20 protein-coding genes are annotated in these 20861 nt (G+C 55.8%); 11 read left to right on the top strand and 9 right to left on the bottom strand.

What is annotated here, in order from left to right:
• Positions 1-26: 26 nt before the first annotated feature.
• The 7 genes from BM007_RS06120 to mntR all read right to left on the bottom strand — a co-directional run bounded on the left by BM007_RS06120 (position 27) and on the right by mntR (position 8566).
• On the bottom strand, positions 27-1403 hold the full coding sequence (locus BM007_RS06120) for a glycoside hydrolase family 1 protein (RefSeq protein ID WP_090417652.1): 1377 nt from the start codon (positions 1401-1403) through the stop codon (positions 27-29).
• A gap of 148 nt (positions 1404-1551) precedes the next feature.
• Positions 1552-2592, bottom strand: a complete 1041-nt coding sequence (locus BM007_RS06125) for an aldo/keto reductase (RefSeq protein WP_032649388.1) — start codon at positions 2590-2592, stop codon at positions 1552-1554.
• A 107-nt stretch (positions 2593-2699) separates the two neighbouring features.
• Positions 2700-4223 (bottom strand): efflux transporter outer membrane subunit, encoded by a 1524-nt coding sequence (locus BM007_RS06130; RefSeq protein ID WP_090417654.1) that lies wholly within the window; start codon positions 4221-4223, stop codon positions 2700-2702.
• The gene (locus BM007_RS06135; protein ID WP_032649392.1) at positions 4223-5794 is read right to left on the bottom strand and encodes a DHA2 family efflux MFS transporter permease subunit; all 1572 of its coding nucleotides are present in this window, start codon (positions 5792-5794) and stop codon (positions 4223-4225) included. The genes BM007_RS06130 and BM007_RS06135 overlap by 1 nt, the downstream gene beginning before the upstream one ends.
• A complete protein-coding gene (locus tag BM007_RS06140) occupies positions 5791-6885 on the bottom strand; it encodes an HlyD family secretion protein (RefSeq protein ID WP_024908706.1) in 1095 nt (364 codons plus the stop codon). The genes BM007_RS06135 and BM007_RS06140 overlap by 4 nt, the downstream gene beginning before the upstream one ends.
• Positions 6886-6986: 101 nt before the next feature.
• The gene (locus tag BM007_RS06145; protein ID WP_024908707.1) at positions 6987-8096 is read right to left on the bottom strand and encodes an anion transporter; all 1110 of its coding nucleotides are present in this window, start codon (positions 8094-8096) and stop codon (positions 6987-6989) included.
• Positions 8093-8566 (bottom strand): manganese-binding transcriptional regulator MntR, encoded by a 474-nt coding sequence (gene mntR, locus BM007_RS06150; RefSeq protein ID WP_023310887.1) that lies wholly within the window; start codon positions 8564-8566, stop codon positions 8093-8095. Before mntR ends, BM007_RS06145 begins: the two co-directional genes overlap by 4 nt.
• Positions 8567-8749: 183 nt before the next feature.
• Between mntR and mntS the strand changes: the two genes are divergently transcribed.
• Both mntS and BM007_RS06160 read left to right on the top strand, forming a co-directional pair.
• Positions 8750-8878 carry a manganase accumulation protein MntS gene (mntS, locus tag BM007_RS06155; RefSeq protein WP_032645368.1) on the top strand — a complete coding sequence of 43 codons (129 nt, stop codon included), beginning with the start codon at positions 8750-8752 and terminating at the stop codon, positions 8876-8878.
• Between the two features lie 283 nt (positions 8879-9161).
• Positions 9162-10745 (top strand): phosphoethanolamine transferase, encoded by a 1584-nt coding sequence (locus BM007_RS06160; RefSeq protein ID WP_090417656.1) that lies wholly within the window; start codon positions 9162-9164, stop codon positions 10743-10745.
• A 159-nt stretch (positions 10746-10904) separates the two neighbouring features.
• Here the strand turns inward: BM007_RS06160 and ompX are convergent, their stop codons facing one another.
• Positions 10905-11423, bottom strand: coding sequence for an outer membrane protein OmpX (gene ompX, locus BM007_RS06165; RefSeq protein WP_024908709.1), 519 nt, complete (start codon positions 11421-11423; stop codon positions 10905-10907).
• Positions 11424-11777: 354 nt separating this feature from the next.
• Here ompX and rhtA point away from each other — a divergent pair, with 354 nt between their 5' ends.
• The 6 genes from rhtA (at position 11778) to ybiO (ending at position 18376) form a co-directional block, all read left to right on the top strand.
• Positions 11778-12665 carry a threonine/homoserine exporter RhtA gene (rhtA, locus tag BM007_RS06170; protein WP_024908710.1) on the top strand — a complete coding sequence of 296 codons (888 nt, stop codon included), beginning with the start codon at positions 11778-11780 and terminating at the stop codon, positions 12663-12665.
• A gap of 299 nt (positions 12666-12964) precedes the next feature.
• Complete coding sequence (gene dps / locus BM007_RS06175; protein WP_010428924.1) at positions 12965-13468, top strand: DNA starvation/stationary phase protection protein Dps; 504 nt, start codon at positions 12965-12967, stop codon at positions 13466-13468.
• A 362-nt stretch (positions 13469-13830) separates the two neighbouring features.
• Positions 13831-14574: a glutamine ABC transporter substrate-binding protein GlnH gene (gene glnH, locus BM007_RS06185; RefSeq protein WP_090417658.1), complete on the top strand. Its 744-nt coding sequence runs from the start codon at positions 13831-13833 to the stop codon at positions 14572-14574.
• An 84-nt stretch (positions 14575-14658) separates the two neighbouring features.
• Entirely contained in the window at positions 14659-15318 is a 660-nt protein-coding gene (gene glnP, locus BM007_RS06190; protein WP_014169254.1) for a glutamine ABC transporter permease GlnP, read from the top strand.
• Positions 15315-16037 carry a glutamine ABC transporter ATP-binding protein GlnQ gene (gene glnQ, locus BM007_RS06195; protein ID WP_090417660.1) on the top strand — a complete coding sequence of 241 codons (723 nt, stop codon included), beginning with the start codon at positions 15315-15317 and terminating at the stop codon, positions 16035-16037. The genes glnP and glnQ overlap by 4 nt, the downstream gene beginning before the upstream one ends.
• 125 nt (positions 16038-16162) lie before the next feature.
• Positions 16163-18376, top strand: coding sequence for a mechanosensitive channel protein (gene ybiO, locus BM007_RS06200; protein ID WP_090417661.1), 2214 nt, complete (start codon positions 16163-16165; stop codon positions 18374-18376).
• A 48-nt stretch (positions 18377-18424) separates the two neighbouring features.
• On the opposite strand, the gene rlmF is transcribed toward ybiO, so the two are convergent.
• Positions 18425-19336 carry a 23S rRNA (adenine(1618)-N(6))-methyltransferase RlmF gene (gene rlmF / locus BM007_RS06205; protein ID WP_175557787.1) on the bottom strand — a complete coding sequence of 304 codons (912 nt, stop codon included), beginning with the start codon at positions 19334-19336 and terminating at the stop codon, positions 18425-18427.
• Between the two features lie 243 nt (positions 19337-19579).
• Between rlmF and mcbA the strand changes: the two genes are divergently transcribed.
• The 3 genes from mcbA (at position 19580) to ybiJ (ending at position 20783) form a co-directional block, all read left to right on the top strand.
• Entirely contained in the window at positions 19580-19846 is a 267-nt protein-coding gene (gene mcbA, locus BM007_RS06210) for a DUF1471 family periplasmic protein McbA (protein ID WP_024908715.1), read from the top strand.
• Positions 19847-19970: 124 nt separating this feature from the next.
• Positions 19971-20237, top strand: a complete 267-nt coding sequence (locus BM007_RS06215) for a DksA/TraR family C4-type zinc finger protein (protein ID WP_090417667.1) — start codon at positions 19971-19973, stop codon at positions 20235-20237.
• Between the two features lie 285 nt (positions 20238-20522).
• The gene (ybiJ, locus tag BM007_RS06220) at positions 20523-20783 is read left to right on the top strand and encodes a DUF1471 family protein YbiJ (protein WP_023310874.1); all 261 of its coding nucleotides are present in this window, start codon (positions 20523-20525) and stop codon (positions 20781-20783) included.
• Positions 20784-20861 lie beyond the last annotated feature (78 nt).

The raw sequence follows: 20861 nt of genomic DNA on the forward strand, positions 1-20861 counted from the left end.
ACAAAAACGGCCCGGCAGCGTACGGCTTACATCTCGCGTCCGTTGGTATGGATAACCTGTTTTAACCACGCGTAGCTCTTCTTCGGCACGCGCTTCAGGTCTTTCAGGTCGTGGTTTTCCCGGTTGACATAGACCACGCCGTAGCGCTTACGCATGTCGCCCTGGGAGCTGAGAATGTCGATCAATCCCCAGCCGAGGTAGCCAATGACCTCTGCCCCGTCCTCGAACATCGCCGCTTTCATGGCCTCGATGTGCGCCCGGTGATAGTCGATGCGGTAGGTGTCCTCAATCGGGTTCACGCCGTCCCATGACTCAATCACCCCAATGCCGTTCTCGATCGGGAACACCGGCAGGCGCCAGTCGTTGGCGTAGCGGGTGATGATGGTGCGGAAGCCCAGCGGATCGATCTGCCAGTTCCACTCGGTGGCCTTCAGGTATGGATTGTTTTTCTCACCGTGCAGCAGGTAATAGTTCACCGGCGTGCCTTCCGGGATCGGATCGCTGTCCAGGGTTTTGCTGGCGTAATAGCTGAAGGCCATATAGTCGTTCTTTGTACGAGCGAACAGCGCCAGGTCCTCGGCGCGGTAGATATCACCAAAGCCCTCCTGTTCCACCACCGCCATCACCGCCGGGCTGTAGCCCTGCCCTGCGAAGACGCGCAGCAGGTTCTGGTTGAGAAACTCGTCATACTGCTGGGCGCAGAAGATATCTCGCGGTTTGCAGGTAGCCGGGTAGATCAGCTGGTGCGCCAGCATGCCGCCCATCAGCTGGCCCGGTCTGGTCTGGTGCAGGTATTCGGTTAGCGCCATATGCGCCACCATCGTATGGTGCTGCAGCTCGTACAGCTCGCGCAGGGTTTTCTCGCCTTTCATATAGCCGGAAATACGGAACGCTTCCGGCATATGGAAGATGTTCTGCTCGTTGAAGGTCAACCAGTACTTAACGCGGTCGCCATAACAGTCGATCATCTTTTTGCCATAGCGGATAAAGGCGTCCATTACGCGGCGGTCGTTGAAGCCGTTGTACTCCTGCGCCAGCACCAGCGGCATATCGAAATGGTACAGGCAGATCATCGGCTCGATGCCGCGGGCGATCAGATCGTCAATAAAGCGGTCGTAAAATGCGATGCCTTCGTCGTTGAACGGGCCGTCACCCTGCGGGCAGACGCGGCTCCATGAGATCTGGAAGCGGTAGCAGTTCATGCCCAGATCCTGCATCAGATCGAAATCTTCCCGGTAGCGGTGGTAGGAGTCGGTCGCCACTTTCCAGTCGGACACGTTTTCCCCGGCTTCACGAATGTCATACACCGACATCCCCTTCCCGCCTTCGTTCCAGGCTCCTTCCGTCTGCATGCTGGAGACCGAGTTGCCCCATAAAAAGTTGGCCGGTAGCTGATGGTTCATGTTTTCTCCCTATATGACTAGTCATTTAAAATTTCATGTCTAGTCATATAGGCGATGATGAAAAGAGGATCAAAGAGGAGGATCGTTTTTTGTGAGCAAGGCGGGAAAAAAAGCCCCGGTAAGCGATGCACTCCCGGGGCAAGAAGGGTTACTGTTGCGCGAGCTGATTACGGCGATACTCTCCCTGACGCTCCAGCATCCAGCCAGGATATTCCCGCGGCAGCGCGCTGACCGCATCCAGCTGTTTAAGCTCGTCTTCGCTGAGAAGGATACCGGTGGCGGCAATGTTGTCGTCCAGCTGTTCAACGCGTTTCGCGCCAATGATGACGCTGGTCACCGCTTTTTGATGTAGCAGCCACGCCAGCGCGATTTGCGCGACGGAGACGCCCTTGCTTTCGGCGATAGTCCGCATTACGTCCACGCAGTCGAAGGCGCGATCTTTATTCACCGGCGGGAAGTCAAACTCCAGACGACGACCACCGGCTTCACTCTGCCCGTCGCGGCCATATTTTCCGCTCAGCAGACCGCCCGCCAGCGGGCTCCAGACCATCAGCCCGACGCCTTCGCTCTGCATCATCGGCACCAGCTCGCGCTCAAGATCGCGTCCGGCGATGGTGTAATACGCCTGGAGTGATGCGAACCGCGCCAGCCCGAGACGCTCGGAAATGCCCAGCGCTTTGGCAATCTGCCACGCCGCCCAGTTCGAGACGCCGATATAGCGCACGTGGCCGTGCTGCACCAGGTTATCCAGCGCATACAGCGTCTCCTCAATCGGCGTGGCCGGGTCGAAACCATGAAGCTGATAGAGATCGATATGATCGAGCTGCAGGCGGCGCAGGCTCTCCTTCACGCTGCTGATGATGTGATAGCGCGAGCTGCCGCGCGAGTTCACCCCGGCGGTACCCGTTTCGCCGAATACCTTGGTGGCAACCACCACGTTCTCGCGCGGGACGTTGAGGTTTTTCAGCGCCTGCCCGAGGATCGTCTCCGAGCGCCCTTCCGAATAGACGTCAGCGGTATCGATGAAGTTAATGCCCGCATCCAGCGCGCGGCCCACCAGCTGCTCGGCTTCGTTTTGCTTAAGCTGGCCAATCTTGCCCCACATGCCGTCTTCACCACCGAAGGTCATGGTGCCGAGGCACAGTTCAGAAACAAACAGTCCGGTGTTGCCCAGTTTTTGATAACGCATAAGATAATCCTCGCATGTCGTTTAAGGGGTACCCGATAGTTATACCCGCCCCTCAGCGATCGCGAATGTGGCGTTCCTGTCCGATTCTTGCCCAATCCTCTGAATATTTATCCGCGCGGGGCGTCGCCAAAGACGCTGTAGTCCGGTAATTGCACCTGCTGATACGGCTCCCAGCCGCCGCCGAGCGCCTTGTAGAGCGCCACCAGATCGAGCGCGCTCTGCACCTGCGCCTGCGCGCGCTGCTGCTGGGCCTGCGCCAGCTGTCGCTGGGCGTCCAGCACGTCGATAAAGCTGGCGATCCCCTGGCGGTAGCTGTCGCTTGCCAGGTCAAACGCGTTTTGCAGCGCATCGATCGTTTTCGCCAACCCCGCTTCACGCTGCTGGTCGGTGCGATAGCTCACCAGCGCATTTTCGACATCACCAAGCGCGGTGAGCACCGTCTGACGATAGTCCAGCACCGCCGCACCCTGCTGCGCGCGCGCCACCTTCACGCTGGAGACCAGTCGACCGCCCTGGAAGATGGGAATGGAGACCTGCGGGCCAAAGCTGTAGAAGTGGCTGCTCCAGTCGGTCAGCCAGTTGGTTTCGCTGTTGCGCAGGCCAAACTGCCCGGAGAGGGTAAAGCTCGGGAACAGCTGCGCCACCGAGACGCCGATTTGCGCCGTGGCGGCATGAAGGTTCGCCTCCGCTTCGCGCACGTCCGGACGGCGGCGCGCCAGCGTCGACGGAATGCCGGTTTGCACAATATCCGGCAGCGCGGGCATCGGCTGCACGCTCTGCAGTTCCGCATCCAGCGCCCCCGGCGGCTTACCGAGCAGGATCGCCAGGCCATTCATCGCCTGACGCGCCTGCGCCTGATATTGCGGAAGCTGTGCTTCAAGGTTGCCTAACTGCGCCCGGGCGTTTTCCACATCCATCTGCGGCGACAGCCCGCCCCGCTGGCGGCTCTCGGTCAGATCCAGCGTCTGCTGCGCGCTCTTAATCTGGGTGTTCAGCGTGGCGATAATGCTCTGCGCCCCGCGCAGCTGGAGCCACGCGCGCGCCACTTCCGCCTCCAGCGACACCAGCGCGTCGTTACGCTGCTCGATAGCCGCTTTCTGCTGCGCTTCGGCGGCTTCCACCTGACGGCGCACCTTGCCCCACAGGTCGATTTCCCACCGGGCGTCGAAGCTGCCCTGGTAGAGGTTGATCGGCTGCGTCAGCGGTCCCAGCGCGCCCTTGAGAGCGGGATCGATGCTATCCACCTGGTCATATACACCGTGGGATTTCAACTCCCCTTCCAGCCCAAGCTGCTGGCGCGTCGCCTGCAGATTGCCGTTCACCGACGGATAAAACGCCCCGCCGGCCTGGTTAATCTGTTCACGCGCGCCGGCGATGCGCAGCACCGTTTGCTGCAGCGTCAGGTTCCCGGCAATGGCGCGCTCAACCAGGCTGTCGAGCTGCGGCGAGCCGAAGGTCTTCCACCAGCGCGGGTTGGTCGCGGCGGAGGTCGTTTGCGATTTTACCGCGCTGTCGCCCTTATCGTTCCAGTGCGTGACGGCAGGTGGCGCGGGCGGCTGGTAGTCCGGCCCGACGGCGCAGCCTGCCAGCAGCATCATTATCATCAGGGGGTGTAAACGTCTGTGTATCATCAATGTGCTCCTGCACTCCCCTCGCTCTTAACCGGCGAGAGCAACAAACAAAACGGAATCAGTAACAAGGCCACCGCGCTCAGAATGGTGAAGACGTCGATGTAGGCCAGGAAGCGCGACTGCTCAATCATCGTCTGGTACATACGCCCGGTGGCGATGCCGGTGGGATCGCCCACCTGGGTGGTGAAGTTCTGGATCGCCTGCGCGCTTTCGCGTATCGCCTGCTGAAACTGCTCGTTAAACGGCGAGGCGTGGTACGCAAGGTGCGCGCTGTGCGCCTGCGAGCGCTCGGTAATCGCCGCCGTCGACAGCGAGATCCCGACCGAGCCCGCGACGTTACGGAACATGGTGAACAGCGCTGCCGCATCGGCGTTCAGCCGCCTTGGTATCGAGATAAAGGCAATGGTAGTCAGCGGCACAAACAGGAACCCCAGCCCCAGCGACTGGGCGCTGCGGAACAATACCAGGGTTTCGAAGTCGATATCCGGGGTCAGCGTGCGCGACCAGAAGAACGACACCGCCAGGCAGGTAAAGCCAAAGGCGATAATCCAGCGCGTTTGCACCACCGGCATCAGCTTCAGCACCAGCGGAATCGTCAGCACAATCAGCACCGCTCCGGGCGACAGCACCAGCCCGGACCAGGTGGCGGTATAGCCCAGGTCCTGCTGCGCCAGCTGCGGGATCACCACCGAACTGCCGTACAAAATCATCGCCATCCCCGCCATCAGCAGGCTGGAGATGGCAAAGTTGCGGTCCTTCATGCAGTGCAGATCCACCACCGGTTTTCTGGCATACATCAGCCAGTAAATCGCACCAATGATGCCGATCAGCGTTAATACCGCGAAAGTGCGGGTAAAGTTCGAGTTAAACCAGTCTTCGTCTTCTCCCCGGTCGAGCATCACCTGCAGACAGCCCAGCCCCAGGGCGATCAGGCCGATCCCCGTCCAGTCGATGGTCAGCTTCTCTTTAGACTTGCTCTCCCACGGCGGATCTTCCAGCAGCTGGTAGATCGCCAGCACAGTAACAATCCCCACCGGGATGTTGATAAAGAACACCCAGCGCCACGAGTAATTGTCGGTGATCCAGCCCCCCAGCGTCGGGCCGAGGACCGGCGCAACGATAATCGCGATGGACGAGAGCCCGAAGGCTTTGCCCCTGTCCTCCGGCTTGAAGTAGTCGAGCAGCACCGACTGCTGCGTGGGCTGCAGCCCGCCGCCAAAGAAGCCCTGCATCACGCGGAACAGGATGATCTGCCACAGCTCGGTGGCGATCCCGCACAGGAACGAGCAGACGGTGAACATGACGATGCAGATCAGGAAGAACTGCTTGCGGCCAAACACCCGGCTCAGAAACGCCGAGATGGGCAGCACGATGCCGTTCGCGACCAGATAGCTGGTTAACACCCATGTGGATTCGTCGTAGCTGGACGAGAGCGAACCCGCCACGTGGGGCAGCGCCACGTTGACGATGGTGGTGTCCAGAATTTCCATAAACACCGCCAGGGTGACGACAATCGCCACCGCCCACGGGTTGCTGGCGGGCTTCCAGCTGTCGTGGCTGTGATCCGTCATTCCACCGTCACCTTCGGCGCAACCGACAGCCCCAGCGGCAGCGGTCTGTTCGGATCGAGCCCCTTATCAATCACGATTTTGACCGGCACGCGCTGCACAATTTTGACGAAGTTACCGGTGGCATTTTCTGCCGGGAAGGCGGAGAAGCGCGAGCCGCTGCCCTGCTGGATGCTGTCAACGTGGCCCTCGAGCGCCATATCCGGCCACGCGTCGACGGACACGGTGACCTTATCGCCGGGCTTCATGCGCTCAAGCTGGGACTCTTTGAAGTTCGCGACCACCCACACGTTCGGCGAAACCAGGGAGAACAGCGCCGTTCCCGCCTGCACCAGCGTGCCGGGCTGTACGTTGCGTTTGGTGACAAACCCGTCGAACGGGGCGCGGACTTCGGTGTAAGAGAGGTTCAGATTGGCCGTTTCCAGCTGCGCTTTCGCCTGATCGACCTGACGCTCGCGCGCTTCAACGTTGGTTTCCTGCTGGCGGATTTGCAGCTGTACCTGCTCTGCCACCTCCAGCTGCGCCTGGGCGCTGGCCAGCCCCGCCTGCGCGCTGCGCAGCTGAGCGTTCGCGGAATCAATACTTTGCTGGGTGGTTGCCCGCGGGTCGACGCCGCGCTGGCGACGGTACTCCGCCTGCGCGTTCGCCAGATCGGCCTGCGCTTTCAGCACCTGCGCTTTGGCTTCGTCACGCTGGGCGGGATACTGCACTTTTGAGAGCGCCAGCTGTGCCTGAGCCTGATGCAGCTGCGCGATAGCCAGCCCAAGCTGGGCCTGGGCCTGATCGCGCTGCGCGGTGGTATCACGCGGATCGATGACCACCAGCAGATCGCCCTTTTTCACGCGCTGGTTATCACGCACGCGCAGCTCGGTGACGTAGCCCGCCGTTTTGGGGGCAATCGTCACCACGTCGCCGTCGGTAAAGGCGTCGTCGGTCGTCTCTTCGTTACGGGTTAAAAACCACCAGACCAGCGCCACGACGACCATCACCACCACGACAATGCCGAGGATAATTAACGGTTTTTTGCCCGGGCGCTTACGCGCATTATTGTTTTTGTCCTGCTCGTCAGCAGGCGGGTTTTGATCTTCAGCCATAGGTCAGCAACGGTCCTGTCAGTGAGCGGCATCACACTATGCCGTTCACTAAAGCTAGGACGTTGCTATACGTTTGCCAGGAAAAACTGACAAATTGCGCACTATATGAGAAGGAATAGTCCGAAACCGATCGCCGCGGCCCAAACCAGCATCGGAATCGACCAGACGTGGAAACGCCACCAGATACGACGGTCGTTGGCCATACGCAGGGCAATCAGGTTGGCCAGCGAGCCGGGCAACAGCCCAAACCCGCCGATATTCACCGCCCAGGCCAGGAGCGTATCCGGCGGAACGTAGTTGAGCAGCAAAATGGTGGAAGGCACGTTGCTGATAAACTGCGACAGCCCAATCGCCGTTAGCCACAATCCCGGCTGAGACAGCGTGCTGACGCTGTGCAGAACGTTTTGCAGCACCGGAAGCTGGATAAGGAGATGCACATCAATAAACATCGCCATAAAGACCAGCAGCAGCGTCCAGTCCACGCTCACCAGCACGCGCCGCGCCAGAACGACAAACCCTGCGGCAACGAGCAGGACGCCCGCCAGCTCATATTTCAGCTCCAGCGCGAACAGAAAGACGATGTATAACCCGAGGCAGCTCCACACCAGACGCGGCTGCCACTGCGGGCCCGTGGTGCCGCTGTGGTACTGCAGTTTTTTATCCGGAAACGCAAACCAGCAGACCGCCAGCAGCGACAGCATCATCACCAGCGCCAGCGGGGCCATCTGCCAGGTAAAGGCGGCAAACGACAGGCCGGAACGGCCCCAGAGCAGGATATTTTGCGGGTTGCCGATAGGCGTCAACAGAGAACCGGCGTTAACGGCGAGCGCTTCAAAGATAATGAGCCGGCTGACCGGAATTTCACAGAGCTTACGCAGCGTGAGCGTGAGCGGCACGATGATAAACAGCGCCACATCGTTGGTCAGAAACGTCGACAGCACCGCGGCGGAGAACACCATAAACAGGGACAGCCTGCGTTCGGTGGCAAACCGGCGCACCATTTTACGTCCCAGAACGTCAAAATAGCCGCTCAGCTCGACCCCTTTGGTGAGCATCATCAGGCCGCTCAGGGTAATGATGGTGCGCCAGTCAATCGCGGCGGGCCAGGCATGTGGGGCAAACGGCACAAAGAGGCTTAACGCTGCGCCAATGAGTAATAACAGATGGAAAAAACGATCGCGTGCCAGGGCCTGCAGTCCAGGGATTTTCATTCAGCGGAGGGACCATATTTAAGCGTAAATTCACGAAATTTCACCAGCGTCTCTTCGCTAACGTGGTGTTCCATTCCTTCCGCATCCCGGCGGGCGATCTCCGGGCTGACGCCCAGCACCAGTAAAAAATTCTCGACAAGCTGATGGCGCTCGCGGCTCTCCTGCGCGAGTTTCTCCCCCTCCGGCGTCAGAAAAACACCGCGCCAGGGGATCATTTCAATTAAGCCCACGGAGGCCAGGCGTTTTAACATTTTAGCGACAGTTGGCTGTGAAACCCCCAGCCTGGCGGCCATATCGACCTGGCGCGCTTCACCAACCTCACGGATCAGATCGGAAATGAGTTCAACATAATCATCAATCAGTTCACGCCGGTGCGCTTCACGGACCTGGCGAAAACCTTCGACATGTTCTTCAACATTCACCAGTTGCGTCGTTTTCCTCATTGTCGGATGACCTGCGCGACGGTTCATTGTACTTCCTCAGTGGGGTGACGCTTCCAGCGCCCGGTTTCGAGAGCGCACATTGTAAACCATAGCTCCGCAAGCACAAAAAATTAACGAAATAGCCATAGCTATACAATATAGCCTGTGCTATATCTGTATGTAATGCAGTCACCCTTCACGGATCGAAGGGATCAAAACTCAGGAGGTCTTATGAACGAATTCAAGAGGTGCATGACCGTGTTTACCCACTCTCCTTTTAAAGTGCGCTTAATGCTGTTGAACATGCTGTGCGATATGTTTAACAACAAACCGCATCAGGACGACAAATCTTCCCACTAAGCGGCGTTGCGGTACGCCGCTTCATTTTCCCGTCACAATCTCGCTCTAAACTGGCTTCCAGCCGCCTTATTCCCGATCTTTTTTACGGATTTGCAATCCCCTTCGCAAAACATCTGCTTAGCAACTGTTGATATTATTTAGCGCTCGCACTATCTTCTTGCAGCCCTGCACAATTTGCGGCTCGCTGAAGCGGACCCTCATTCCCTCTCCACGCACTGTCAGGCAGGTTATGACCCTTGACGCCAGGGTGAGCACATGGCGTTTTCATCCATGATAGTGACCTATGAATGTAACCCTGATAGATACCGTTGTGACCCGCAGCCGGGCCTTAAGCCCGTGGACGGGTTTTTACTTTTTGCAGTCATTACTGATTAACTTTGCGCTGGGTTATCCCTTTAGTCTGCTCTACGCGGTGGCGTTCACCTGCGTTCTGCATGTGCTGTGGCGATCCGCACCGCGCGTGCAAAAAGCGTTAATCGGCATCTGTTCGCTGGTTGCTGCACTCTATTTCCCGTTTGGTCAGGCTTACGGCGCGCCAAACTTTAATACCCTGCTGGCGCTGCACTCGACCAATATGGAAGAGTCAACGGAGATCCTGACGATCTTCCCGTGGTACAGCTACGTGGTCGGGATCTTTATCTTCGCGCTGGGCGTTATCGCCATACGCCGTCAGTCGGGCGAGAAAAAATCCTGGGGTAAAATCGAAATACTCTGTCTGGTGTTCAGCATTGCCGTGGCCTTTGTCGCTCCCATCCAGAATATTCCCTGGGACGGTAAGCTAAGGCTCAGCAATATCGGTTATCCGGTTTTCCGCTTCGTGAAAGACGTCGTTGTAAATAATAAAGAGGTTCTCGACGAACAGGTGCGCATGGCTGAGCTTTCCAATATGAAAGACACCTGGAACGTGCTGGCCGTTAAGCCGAAATATCACACCTATGTGGTGGTGATTGGCGAAAGCGCGCGTCGCGATGCGATGGGAGCGTTTGGCGGACACTGGGATAACACACCGTTTGCCAGTTCGGTCAAAGGCACGCTGTTTACCGATTATGTCGCGGCCAGCGGCTCGACGCAGAAATCGCTCGGCCTGACCCTTAACCGGGTGGTGGATGGCAAACCGCAGTATCAGGATAATTTCGTCACCCTGGCAAACCGTGCGGGTTTTCAGACGTGGTGGTTCTCTAATCAGGGGCAAATTGGCGAATACGATACGGCCATCGCCAGTATCGCTAAACGCGCCGACGAAGTGCAGTTCCTGAAAAACGGCGATTTTGAAGCCGACAAAAATACCAAAGACGAAGCGCTGTTGAAAATGACGGCACAGGTCTTCGCCACCCCGCGCACCCAGCCTCAGCTGATCGTCCTGCACCTGATGGGGTCGCACCCGCAGGCCTGCGATCGGACCGGAGGGAAGTACGCGGAGTTTGTGCAGTCCAAAGAGACGTCCTGCTATCTCTACACCATGACGCAAACCGACGACCTGCTGAGCAAGCTGTACGATCAGCTACGCAATACGGGCGACAGCTTCTCCATGGTCTATTTCTCGGATCACGGGCTGGCGTTTAAAGAGCGTGGTAAAGAGGTGCAGTACCTGGCGCACGATGACAAGTTCCAGCAGAACTTCCAGGTGCCGTTTATGGTGCTATCGAGTGATGATAAAACGCATCGCGTCATTAAAGCGCGTCGTTCGGCAAATGATTTCCTGCAGTTCTTCTCGCAGTGGACCGGGATTAAGGCCGAGCAGATAAAAAATGCTTACCCGTTTGTCTCTAACAAGAAAGCTTCCCCAGTGTACGTTACCAACTTCAAGTTACAGAAAGTTGACTACAACCATCTGGGTACGGATATTTTTGATATTAAGAATAAGTAATTGCCGTCTCGTGCGGACCGATGCCCTCACCCTGGCCCTCTCCCACGGGGAGAGGGAACAAACACTAAAAACGGCAACCTAAGGTTGCCGTTTTGCTTTTCTCTTCGACAAAAAAAATCCGCCACATTGGGCGGATTTTTTATTTAATCACCGAAGTGATTAGAAGCGGTAACCTACGCCAGCGATCCAGGTGCCAACGTCAACGTTGCGGATACGGCTCTGCTCATAGGAGAAGTCCAGAGCAACGTCCTGGATTGGGTTGAACTGCAGGCCTGCGCCATAGGAGAAGCCATAGTCGCTGTTGCTTGCAGTGCGGTTCAGACCCTGGTTTTCGGTCTGCTGGAATTTACCGTAGCCAACACCTACAACACCGTAGATGCTCGCCCAGTCATTCAGACGGTAAGCCGGGCCCGCGGTGATACCGTAGTACTGGCCTTTGTTGTATGCGCCGTTTTCAGAACGATCTTTCTCGGTGTAGGTGAAAGAACCGATCACGCCCAGTGGGTTGTTATCCTGCTCGTAACGATACTTCAGGTTGAAACCGTTAGCTTTGTTCATCACGCCCTGATAGTCGCTCTGAGCGTAACCACCAGTAACAGTAGAAGTAGCAGCTACAGCGGTACCTGCGGAAACAGCCAGTACAGCGGCCAGTGCTGAAAGACATGCAATTTTTTTCATAACCACCTCAAATGTGATCCAAGTAAGTCCGTAAGTTTTAAATATATCAAAAAAATTTGCGAAACTCTTTGTGATTCGTGATGTCTAACGAAACCTTTCCTGTAACAGAACGTTTCCAGCGTCAGCTATCTCTTTCAAATCACATGCAATTTTCACTACTAAATGCGCATAGTGCGCGTCTGCGCAGTTACATTCATCCAGATTATTCCTAATCTGACAGGCGATAAATCCACCAGCGCTTAACCATTTTACGGATTTGACGTGGTTTTTTTTCAACAGTGCCTCAACCGTAGCCGCATATTTCCTTTACACTGCAACTTTTACCTCATTTGACATAAGCTGACAGGAGAAAGGATGCCTGGGTTATCCCGCACGTCGTCGGTCTGGTTGCCGGTCGCAGTCATACTCATTGCCATGTTGTCCATTCAGAGCGGTGCTTCGCTTGCAAAATCGCTTTTTCCGCTGGTTGGTGCGCCTGGGGTAACTGCCCTGCGTATCGTGCTGGGCACGGCGATACTGGTGGTTATTTTCAAACCCTGGCGTCTGCGATTCAAAAAGGAGCAGCGTTTACCGCTGCTGTTTTATGGACTCTCCCTGGGGGCAATGAACTACCTGTTCTACCTCTCTATTCAGACGATACCCCTGGGGATCGCCGTCGCGCTGGAGTTTACCGGCCCGCTGGCGGTGGCGCTTTTCTCCTCGCGACGTCCGGTCGATTTCATCTGGGTCGTGTTAGCCGTACTGGGGTTGTGGTTCCTGCTGCCGCTGGGCAAGAGTGTTTCTGAGATTGATCTGACGGGCGCAGCGCTGGCGCTGGGTGCAGGCGCCTGCTGGGCCGTCTATATACTTACGGGTCAGCGTGCAGGAGAAGAGCACGGTCCGGCGACCGTCGCGTTGGGGTCACTGATCGCTGCTATCGTCTTTGTACCCATCGGCATGGCGCAGGCGACCGAATCTATCTGGCAATGGTCCGTCATGCCCATCGGGCTGGCGGTCGCGATCCTCTCTACCGCACTTCCCTATTCTCTGGAGATGATTGCCCTGACGCGTCTGCCGACGCGCATATTTGGCACCCTGATGAGCATGGAACCTGCGCTAGCCGCCATTTCCGGGATGGTGTTTCTCGGCGAAACCCTGACATTGACCCAGACGCTGGCGCTCTGCTCGATTATCGCGGCATCAATGGGCTCGACGCTCACCATGCGCCCTGAACCTAAAGTGGAGAAAGTGGATATCCGCTAAGCCCATATATTCTGCATGGCTTCCACGCCATGCAGAATAAAGGCCAGAAAGACTGTCGTTATAATTTTTTACACACTTCACCCTATTTTCAAAATATCCCTCTGGGTTTACATTCCCAGCCAGTAATTAAGATTGATCTGTATCAATTTTAAAATTTCAGATTAATTTCAATGAGTTAAATTCTCAACCTCCTTCTCGCTATTAAACCGATAGGCATATCCAAACCGCAGGGAAAAAATCCGGTGCTATACTTAGTTCCGTAATTACCTGGGACATAAACATCAAGAGGATATGAGATTATGAGTACCGCTAAACTGGTGAAAACGAAAGCGTCTAATCTGCTTTATACCCGTAACGATGTATCGGACAGCGACAAAAAAGCAACCATTGAGTTGCTGAATCGCCAGGTGATCCAGTTCATCGATCTTTCGCTGATCACCAAACAGGCCCACTGGAATATGCGCGGTGCAAACTTTATTGCCGTTCATGAAATGCTGGATGGCTTCCGCACAGCACTGGTGACCCACCTCGATACGATGGCTGAACGTGCCGTTCAGCTAGGCGGCGTGGCGCTGGGTACCACGCAGGTGATCAACAGCAAAACGCCACTGAAGAGTTATCCGCTGGATATCCATACCGTTCAGGATCACCTGAAAGAGCTGGCGGACCGCTACGCGATTGTGGCAAACGATGTGCGCAAAGCGATTGGCGAAGCCAAAGACGAAGATACCGCTGACATTTTCACCGCCGCGTCCCGCGACCTGGATCAATTCCTGTGGTTTATCGAATCTAACATCGAATAATTCATACGAATTTTCTATCAAACCCTCGCCCTCCGGTGAGGGTTTTGCACATCTATGGTGCACAGTTTTTGTCTGCACACCTGCAAAAGTGAACGAAATGTAATAATCACCTCACACAACCGTTAACGGAAGATTGTTTTTTCGTCATAATTTACGCTAAATATCTCCCCGTCAGTTGAGCCAAACGAAGCGCACCAAAACAGTGCTCCACTTTGGTGCAATAAAACCTCATTGCCCCATTTAATGTGCAATGTATGACATCATCCCCTTTGCAAAACAATAGCTTGTAAAGTTGGCACGATTTTTTCATTGTGCCACCTGTTCTCGCAGGGGATCGCCCCGTGGATATAAAAGGAAATGCTATGAAGTCTGTATTAAAAGTTTCACTGGCTGCACTTACCCTGGCTTTTACGGTGTCCTCTCAGGCTGCCGACAAACTGGTTGTGGCGACCGACACGGCGTTCGTTCCGTTTGAATTCAAACAGGGTGATAAATACGTTGGTTTTGATGTGGATCTGTGGGCCGCAGTCGCAAAAGAACTCAAACTGGATTACACCCTGAAGCCGATGGACTTCAGCGGCATCATCCCGGCACTGCAAACCAAGAACGTTGATCTGGCGCTGGCGGGCATCACCATTACCGATGAACGTAAAAAAGCGATCGACTTCTCTGACGGCTACTACAAAAGCGGCCTGCTGGTGATGGTCAAAGCCGATAATAACGACGTAAAAAGCGTGAAAGATCTCGACGGCAAAGTGGTGGCAGTGAAGAGCGGCACCGGTTCGGTTGATTACGCGAAAGCAAATATCAAAACCAAAGACCTGCGTCAGTTCCCGAACATCGACAACGCGTACATGGAACTCGGCACCAACCGTGCTGACGCGGTTCTGCACGACACGCCGAACATCCTGTACTTCATCAAAACAGCCGGTAACGGTAAGTTCAAAGCGGTTGGCGAGTCTCTGGAAGCCCAGCAGTACGGTATCGCGTTCCCGAAAGGCAGCGACGACCTGCGCACGAAAGTTAACGGCGCGCTGAAAACGCTGAAAGAGAACGGCACCTATAACGAAATCTACAAAAAATGGTTCGGTACCGAGCCTAAATAATAAGACGTAACAATGACGTTCACTCGGGGGCGACCTTTCGCCCCTGCTATTTTTGAAACACGGTAACAGTAACAGGAAATTATCATGCAGTTTGACTGGAGCGCCATCTGGCCTGCCATTCCTATCTTGCTTGAAGGCGCTAAAATGACCCTGTGGATTTCGGTCCTGGGTCTGGTTGGTGGGTTGATTATCGGTCTTGTCGCCGGTTTCGCTCGCACCTACGGCGGCTGGATTGCAAACCACATCGCACTGGTTTTCATCGAAGTGATCCGCGGCACCCCAATTGTCGTACAGGTCATGTTCATCTACTTCGCCCTGCCAATGGCGTTCACCGACCTGCGCATCGATCCGTTCAGCGCAGCCGTCGTCACCATTATGATCAACTCAGGCGCTTACATTGCGGAAATCACCCGCGGTGCGGTGCTGTCGATTCATAAAGGTTTCAGTGAAGCCGGTCTGGCGCTAGGTCTTTCTCGTCGCGAAACGATCCGCCACGTTATTCTGCCGCTGGCGCTGCGTCGCATGCTGCCACCGCTCGGTAACCAGTGGATCATCAGCATTAAAGATACGTCGCTGTTCATTGTTATCGGCGTGGCCGAGCTGACCCGTCAGGGTCAGGAGATCATTGCTGGCAACTTCCGCGCGCTGGAAATCTGGAGTGCGGTAGCCGTTGTCTACCTGATCATTACTCTGGTTCTGAGCTTCGTTCTGCGTCGTCTTGAAAGAAGGATGAAAATCCTGTGATTGAATTTAAAAACGTTTCCAAGCACTTTGGCCCAACCCAGGTGCTGCACAATATCGATCTGAACATTAAACAGGGTGAAGTGGTGGTGATTATTGGGCCATCCGGCTCCGGTAAATCCACCCTGCTGCGCTGCATCAACAAGCTGGAAGAGATCACCAGCGGCGATCTTATCGTCGACGGTCTGAAGGTGAACGACCCGAAAGTGGATGACCGTCTGATTCGTCAGGAAGCGGGCATGGTGTTCCAGCAGTTCTACCTGTTCCCGCACCTGACGGCGCTGGAGAACGTGATGTTTGGCCCCCTGCGCGTGCGCGGCGCCAACAAAGCGGCGGCAGAAGCGCTGGCCAAAGATCTGCTGGCGAAAGTCGGCCTGGCTGAACGCGCGCACCACTACCCTTCTGAGCTGTCCGGTGGTCAACAGCAGCGCGTGGCGATTGCCCGCGCGCTGGCGGTCAAACCGAAAATGATGCTGTTTGATGAGCCTACGTCCGCACTCGACCCCGAGCTGCGCCACGAGGTGCTGAAGGTCATGCAGGATCTGGCAGAAGAAGGGATGACGATGGTGATCGTGACCCACGAAATCGGCTTCGCTGAAAAAGTGGCGTCCCGCCTGATCTTTATTGATAAAGGCCGTATCGCGGAAGACGGTAACCCGCAGGAATTAATTTCGAACCCGCCGAGCCCGCGTCTGCAGGAGTTCCTGCAGCACGTCTCCTGATCCATCGCTTTACGCTAAAGCCGGGCTTGCCCGGCTTTTTTACGCCAGATTGTTCCCAAAAATCCCCCTCCGCGTCCCGACTTCTATACTTATCATTTTGTTCGACATTTTCACCGGAGGACGCCGTGCCGTGGATCCTGTTGCTGTTGATTAGCCTGTTTAGTGCGCCATCGTTCGCCGTCGCGATCCCCGGCGTGACCACCGGAACAACCGCCAGCCAGCAAAATACGCCGCCACCGGAACCCGATGTCGAACAGAAAAAAGCCGCCTACAGCGCCCTCGCCGACGTCCTTGAGAACGACACCTCCCGGCAGGAACTTATTGGTCAGCTGCGGAAAGTGGCCGCCACGCCGCCGCAGGAGCCGGTGCCTGTCATCACCCCTCCCCAGGTGGAGGAACAAAAAACGGTACTGGAAAATGTCACCGACGTGAGCCGGCACTATGGGGAAGCGCTCTCCTCGCGCTTTGCTCAGCTCTACCGCAACCTGATTGGCTCGCCGCATAAGCCGTTTAACCCACAAACGTTTACCGCCGCCGCCACGCAGTTCCTGATGCTGGCCGGCGCAGTATTTCTTTTTTACTGGCTGGTGCGCCTGTGCGCGTGGCCGCTCTACCGCAAAATGGGGCAATGGGGACGCAGAAAGAATCAGCAGAAAAGCAGCTGGCTGCACCTGCCGTTGATGATAGCCTCAGCGTTTATCATCGATTTACTGCTGCTTGCGTTGACGCTGTTTTTAGGTCAGATGTTGGCCGACAGGCTGAACGCGGACAACAAAACCATCGCCTTCCAGCAGTCGCTTTTCCTGAACGCCTTTGCCCTGATTGAGTTCTTCAAGGCGCTGCTGCGGTTACTCTTTTGCCCGCACGTACCGGCGCTGCGTCCTTTCGCCATCCGGGATGCGAGCGCGAAGTACTGGGCGCTGCGTCTGAGCGTGCTCAGCGGGCTGATTGGCTACGGTCTGCTGGTTGCCGTGCCGATCATCTCCAACCAGGTGAACGTCCAGTTCGGGGCGCTGGCAAACGTCATTATCATGATCTGCATTACCGTCTGGTCGCTGTATCTGATCTTCCACAATAAAAAAACCATTACCCAAAGCCTGCTGAATCTGGCCGATCGCTCCCTTTCGTTCTTTAGCCTGTTTATCCGCGCTTTCGCCCTGGTGTGGCACTGGCTGGCAAGCGCCTACTTCATCGTACTGTGCTTCTTCTCGCTGTTCGACCCGGGCAATAGCCTGAAATTCATGATGGGGGCGACGTTCAAAAGCCTGGCCATTATCGGTATCGCGGCGTTTGTGTCGGGGCTGCTGTCGCGCTGGATCTCGAAAACCATCACCCTGTCGCCGCAGGTACAGCGTAATTACCCGGAGCTGCAAAAACGGGTGAACGGCTGGATGTCGGTATCGCTCAAAGTGGCGCGCATTCTCACCGTCTGCGTGGCGATTATGCTGCTCCTGAATGCGTGGAGCCTGTTTGATTTCTGGAACTGGCTGCACAACGGTGCGGGTGAAAAAACGGTCGACATCCTGATTCGCATCGCGCTGATTTTGTTCTTCTCTGCCGTCGGCTGGACGCTGCTGGCGAGCCTCATCGAGAACCGTCTGGTGTCGGATATTCACGGCCGCCCCCTGCCCAGCGCGCGGGCAAGAACGCTGTTAACCCTGTTCCGCAACGCGCTGGCGGTGATTATCAGCACCATCACCATCATGATTGTGCTGTCGGAAATCGGGGTGAATATCGCCCCGCTGCTGGCCGGTGCCGGTGCCCTGGGGCTGGCGATCTCCTTCGGGTCGCAAACGCTGGTGAAGGATATTATTACCGGCATCTTTATCCAGTTTGAGAACGGGATGAACACGGGCGATCTGGTGACCATCGGACCGTTAACCGGCACCGTGGAGAGGATGTCCATCCGCTCGGTGGGCGTGCGCCAGGACACCGGGGCGTACCACATCATTCCCTGGTCTTCGATCACCACCTTCGCCAACTTTGTGCGCGGCATTGGTTCAGTTGTAGCGAACTACGATGTGGATCGCCACGAGGATGCCGATAAAGCGAAGCAGGCGCTGCGCGATGCGGTAGAAGAGCTGATGCAGATGGAGGATATTCGCGGGCTGGTGATTGGCGAGCCGTCATTCGCCGGCATCGTCGGGCTGACGAACACGGCGTTTACCCTGCGCGTGTCGTTCACCACCCAGCCGCTGAAGCAGTGGACGGTGCGCTTTGCGCTCGACAGCATGGTGAAAAAACACTTCGATCTGGCGAACGTGCGGATGCCGGTCCAGACCTATCAGGTACTACCGCCGCCCGCAGCGCCGCTTCCACCGCAGGAGCCGACGCTGTAGCCCGGTTGCCGGGTGGCGGCTTCGCCTTACCCGGCCTGCGACGGAGTGCTATTTGCGACGTTTGTTATTGTCCATAAACGTCCAGGCGATAAAGCGGCTTTGCTTCTGGCCCTGCGCCATCTCTTTTTTCACCACTTTTACGGCGCCCGCTTCGGTCAGCGCGCGGTAGAGTGGCGGCAGGTTATCTCCGCGGGAAACCAGCGTTGTGAACCACTTCACCTGACGGCCAAACTGTTTGCTTTCCGCAATCATGCGCAGGATAAACGCCACTTCGCCCCCTTCACACCAGAGCTCCTGCTGCTGACCGCCGAAGTTCAGCGCGGCGTCTTCAGCCTGACCCAGATTGCGGCGCTTGCGCTCGCTGCCCGCGCGGGCCGATGCCGCCGAATCATGGAACGGCGGATTGCACATCGTGGCGTCATAGCTTTCGTTTTTGTGAATAATGCCGTTGAAGATCGACGCCGCCTCTTTCTGACGACGCAGGCGAATGGCGCGGCTCAATCCCGGGTTAGCGCTGATAATTGCCTGGGCGCTGGCAAAAGCCTCGTCACCGATTTCGCTTCCGGTAAAGCGCCAGTGGTATTCATGCGCGCCGATCAGCGGGTAAATCAGATTCGCCCCGGTGCCAATATCCAGAATGGTGGCCTGCGGTGGAACAACGCCCTCATTACCTTCGGCAAGAAGGTCGGCAAGGTGATGCACGTAATCCGCGCGGCCCGGCACAGGTGGACAGAGAAAGCCTTCCGGAATATCCCAGTGAGCCACACCGTAAAAATGCGCCAGTAGAGCTTTGTTCAACATTTTAACCGCCTGCGGGTCAGCAAAGTTGACCGAGGGCTCTCCCGCTGGGGTCTGAACCAGGTAGTCCTGCAGCGGAGGGCAGCTCAGGCATAACGCATTCATGTCGTAGCGGCTGCGGTGGCGATTTCGCGGGTGCAATCCCGGCTTTTGGGCAGTCATGGCATTCTCCTTTAAACAGCGGCGTAAGATACCCTTTGCTGGCCCAACGGTAAATCTTTCTCTGCGTCGCGCAAAAAACCGCCGTAAATCAAACACCTTTATGTCTATGATCTGTCAGCGAATTGTCAATTTATATCGTTCAAAAAATAAGCAGATCATCATCAAATATTTGCGCTAAGTCACACTCATCAGGCTTCTAAACTTAAAGGGAATCACCTGCTGTTTCCTCATGAGGATGTGATTATGAAAAAGTATCTGACCCTTGCTATTATCGCTGGCGTCCTGGCAACCGCTTCATTCTCTGCCATGGCCGTTCAGTCACTGACCCAGAGTACCGACACCAGCCAGCTCCGTCCTGCAGGCACCGTTTCAGTTAGCCGTGCCAGCAACCTTGACGATCTCCAGGCTAAACTTGCCGAAAAAGCCCGTCAGGAAGGTGCAAAAGGATTCGAGATTAATTCCGCCAGCGGCGATAACCATATGTTTGGCACCGCGACCATTTACAAGTAATCCCACTACACTCCAACACACTGCATCTGCCGCACAGATGCAGTTCTCTTTTTCCTTCGCCTTGATTGTTCATTTTTTAACCCCATAGTAAACGTATGGCTTAAACCGATTTCAGGAGGACGCTATGGCTTCCGGCTGGGCAAATGACGACGCTGTTAACCAACAGATCAACAGTACTATTGAAGATGCGGTTGCGCGCGCCCGCGGTGAAATTCCGCGCGGCGAAAGCTTAACGGAATGCGAAGAATGCGGAGAACCCATTCCGGAGGCGCGCCGGAAAGCCATCCCCGGCGTAAGGCTTTGCATCTCCTGTCAGCAGCATAAAGATTCAAAAAACTCATCATATTCGGGATATAATCGCAGAGGTTCGAAAGACAGCCAGTTACGTTGACTTTCCTTTACCTAAGTTAACCCCGCAGGCCCATACCTTTACGCTCACGATTTTTAACGAACCGCGTGGCAAAATGTGCCCTTCATTTCGCTTCTGTAAAGCGCATTAAAAAGAAGTGTAAATCGCCAGTTTGAATTTATTAATATTCAATAAGTTATTTGTCATTCAGTTTTTTTGAGCAACCACGTCAATTCTCTTCGATTTTATCCCTCGCAAAAAAACGTGATACTCATCACATCGACGGAACATCGTCTCCTTAACAGAAACACCTGCGAGAGATTAATTATGAAAACCATCAAATATGCTGTAGCTGCTGTTGCCCTGTCCGCTCTGTCCTTCGGCGCTTTCGCCGTAGAGCCAGTCTCTTCAACTCAGGCACAGAACATGAACAAAGTCGGTGTGGTGAGTGCTGATGGCGCGACCACGCTGGACGGTCTGGAAGCCAAACTGGCTGAGAAAGCCGCTGCTGCCGGTGCAAGCGGATACACCATTACCTCCGCTAACGGCAATAACAAGCTGAGCGGTACCGCGGTTATCTACAAATAATCGCCTGAACGAATGCTGTCCCCTCGCCAAACCCTCTGGTGAGCTGCTCCAACCCTCATTGACCCTGTTGTTTGTTAC

Source organism: Enterobacter sp. NFIX59 (assembly GCF_900113755.1).
Lineage (GTDB): Bacteria > Pseudomonadota > Gammaproteobacteria > Enterobacterales > Enterobacteriaceae > Enterobacter > Enterobacter pseudoroggenkampii.

Bases quoted from the DNA above. Each gene is read 5' to 3' on its own strand.
- BM007_RS06120 (WP_090417652.1), bottom strand. From the start codon at position 1,403: ATGAACCATCAGCTACCGGCCAACTTTTTATGGGGCAACTCGGTCTCC.
- BM007_RS06125 (WP_032649388.1), bottom strand. From the start codon at position 2,592: ATGCGTTATCAAAAACTGGGCAACACCGGACTGTTTGTTTCTGAACTG.
- BM007_RS06130 (WP_090417654.1), bottom strand. From the start codon at position 4,223: ATGATACACAGACGTTTACACCCCCTGATGATAATGATGCTGCTGGCA.
- BM007_RS06135 (WP_032649392.1), bottom strand. From the start codon at position 5,794: ATGACGGATCACAGCCACGACAGCTGGAAGCCCGCCAGCAACCCGTGG.
- BM007_RS06140 (WP_024908706.1), bottom strand. From the start codon at position 6,885: ATGGCTGAAGATCAAAACCCGCCTGCTGACGAGCAGGACAAAAACAAT.
- BM007_RS06145 (WP_024908707.1), bottom strand. From the start codon at position 8,096: ATGAAAATCCCTGGACTGCAGGCCCTGGCACGCGATCGTTTTTTCCAT.
- mntR (WP_023310887.1), bottom strand. From the start codon at position 8,566: ATGAACCGTCGCGCAGGTCATCCGACAATGAGGAAAACGACGCAACTG.
- mntS (WP_032645368.1), top strand. From the start codon at position 8,750: ATGAACGAATTCAAGAGGTGCATGACCGTGTTTACCCACTCTCCTTTT.
- BM007_RS06160 (WP_090417656.1), top strand. From the start codon at position 9,162: ATGAATGTAACCCTGATAGATACCGTTGTGACCCGCAGCCGGGCCTTA.
- ompX (WP_024908709.1), bottom strand. From the start codon at position 11,423: ATGAAAAAAATTGCATGTCTTTCAGCACTGGCCGCTGTACTGGCTGTT.
- rhtA (WP_024908710.1), top strand. From the start codon at position 11,778: ATGCCTGGGTTATCCCGCACGTCGTCGGTCTGGTTGCCGGTCGCAGTC.
- dps (WP_010428924.1), top strand. From the start codon at position 12,965: ATGAGTACCGCTAAACTGGTGAAAACGAAAGCGTCTAATCTGCTTTAT.
- glnH (WP_090417658.1), top strand. From the start codon at position 13,831: ATGAAGTCTGTATTAAAAGTTTCACTGGCTGCACTTACCCTGGCTTTT.
- glnP (WP_014169254.1), top strand. From the start codon at position 14,659: ATGCAGTTTGACTGGAGCGCCATCTGGCCTGCCATTCCTATCTTGCTT.
- rlmF (WP_175557787.1), bottom strand. From the start codon at position 19,336: ATGACTGCCCAAAAGCCGGGATTGCACCCGCGAAATCGCCACCGCAGC.
- mcbA (WP_024908715.1), top strand. From the start codon at position 19,580: ATGAAAAAGTATCTGACCCTTGCTATTATCGCTGGCGTCCTGGCAACC.
- BM007_RS06215 (WP_090417667.1), top strand. From the start codon at position 19,971: ATGGCTTCCGGCTGGGCAAATGACGACGCTGTTAACCAACAGATCAAC.
- ybiJ (WP_023310874.1), top strand. From the start codon at position 20,523: ATGAAAACCATCAAATATGCTGTAGCTGCTGTTGCCCTGTCCGCTCTG.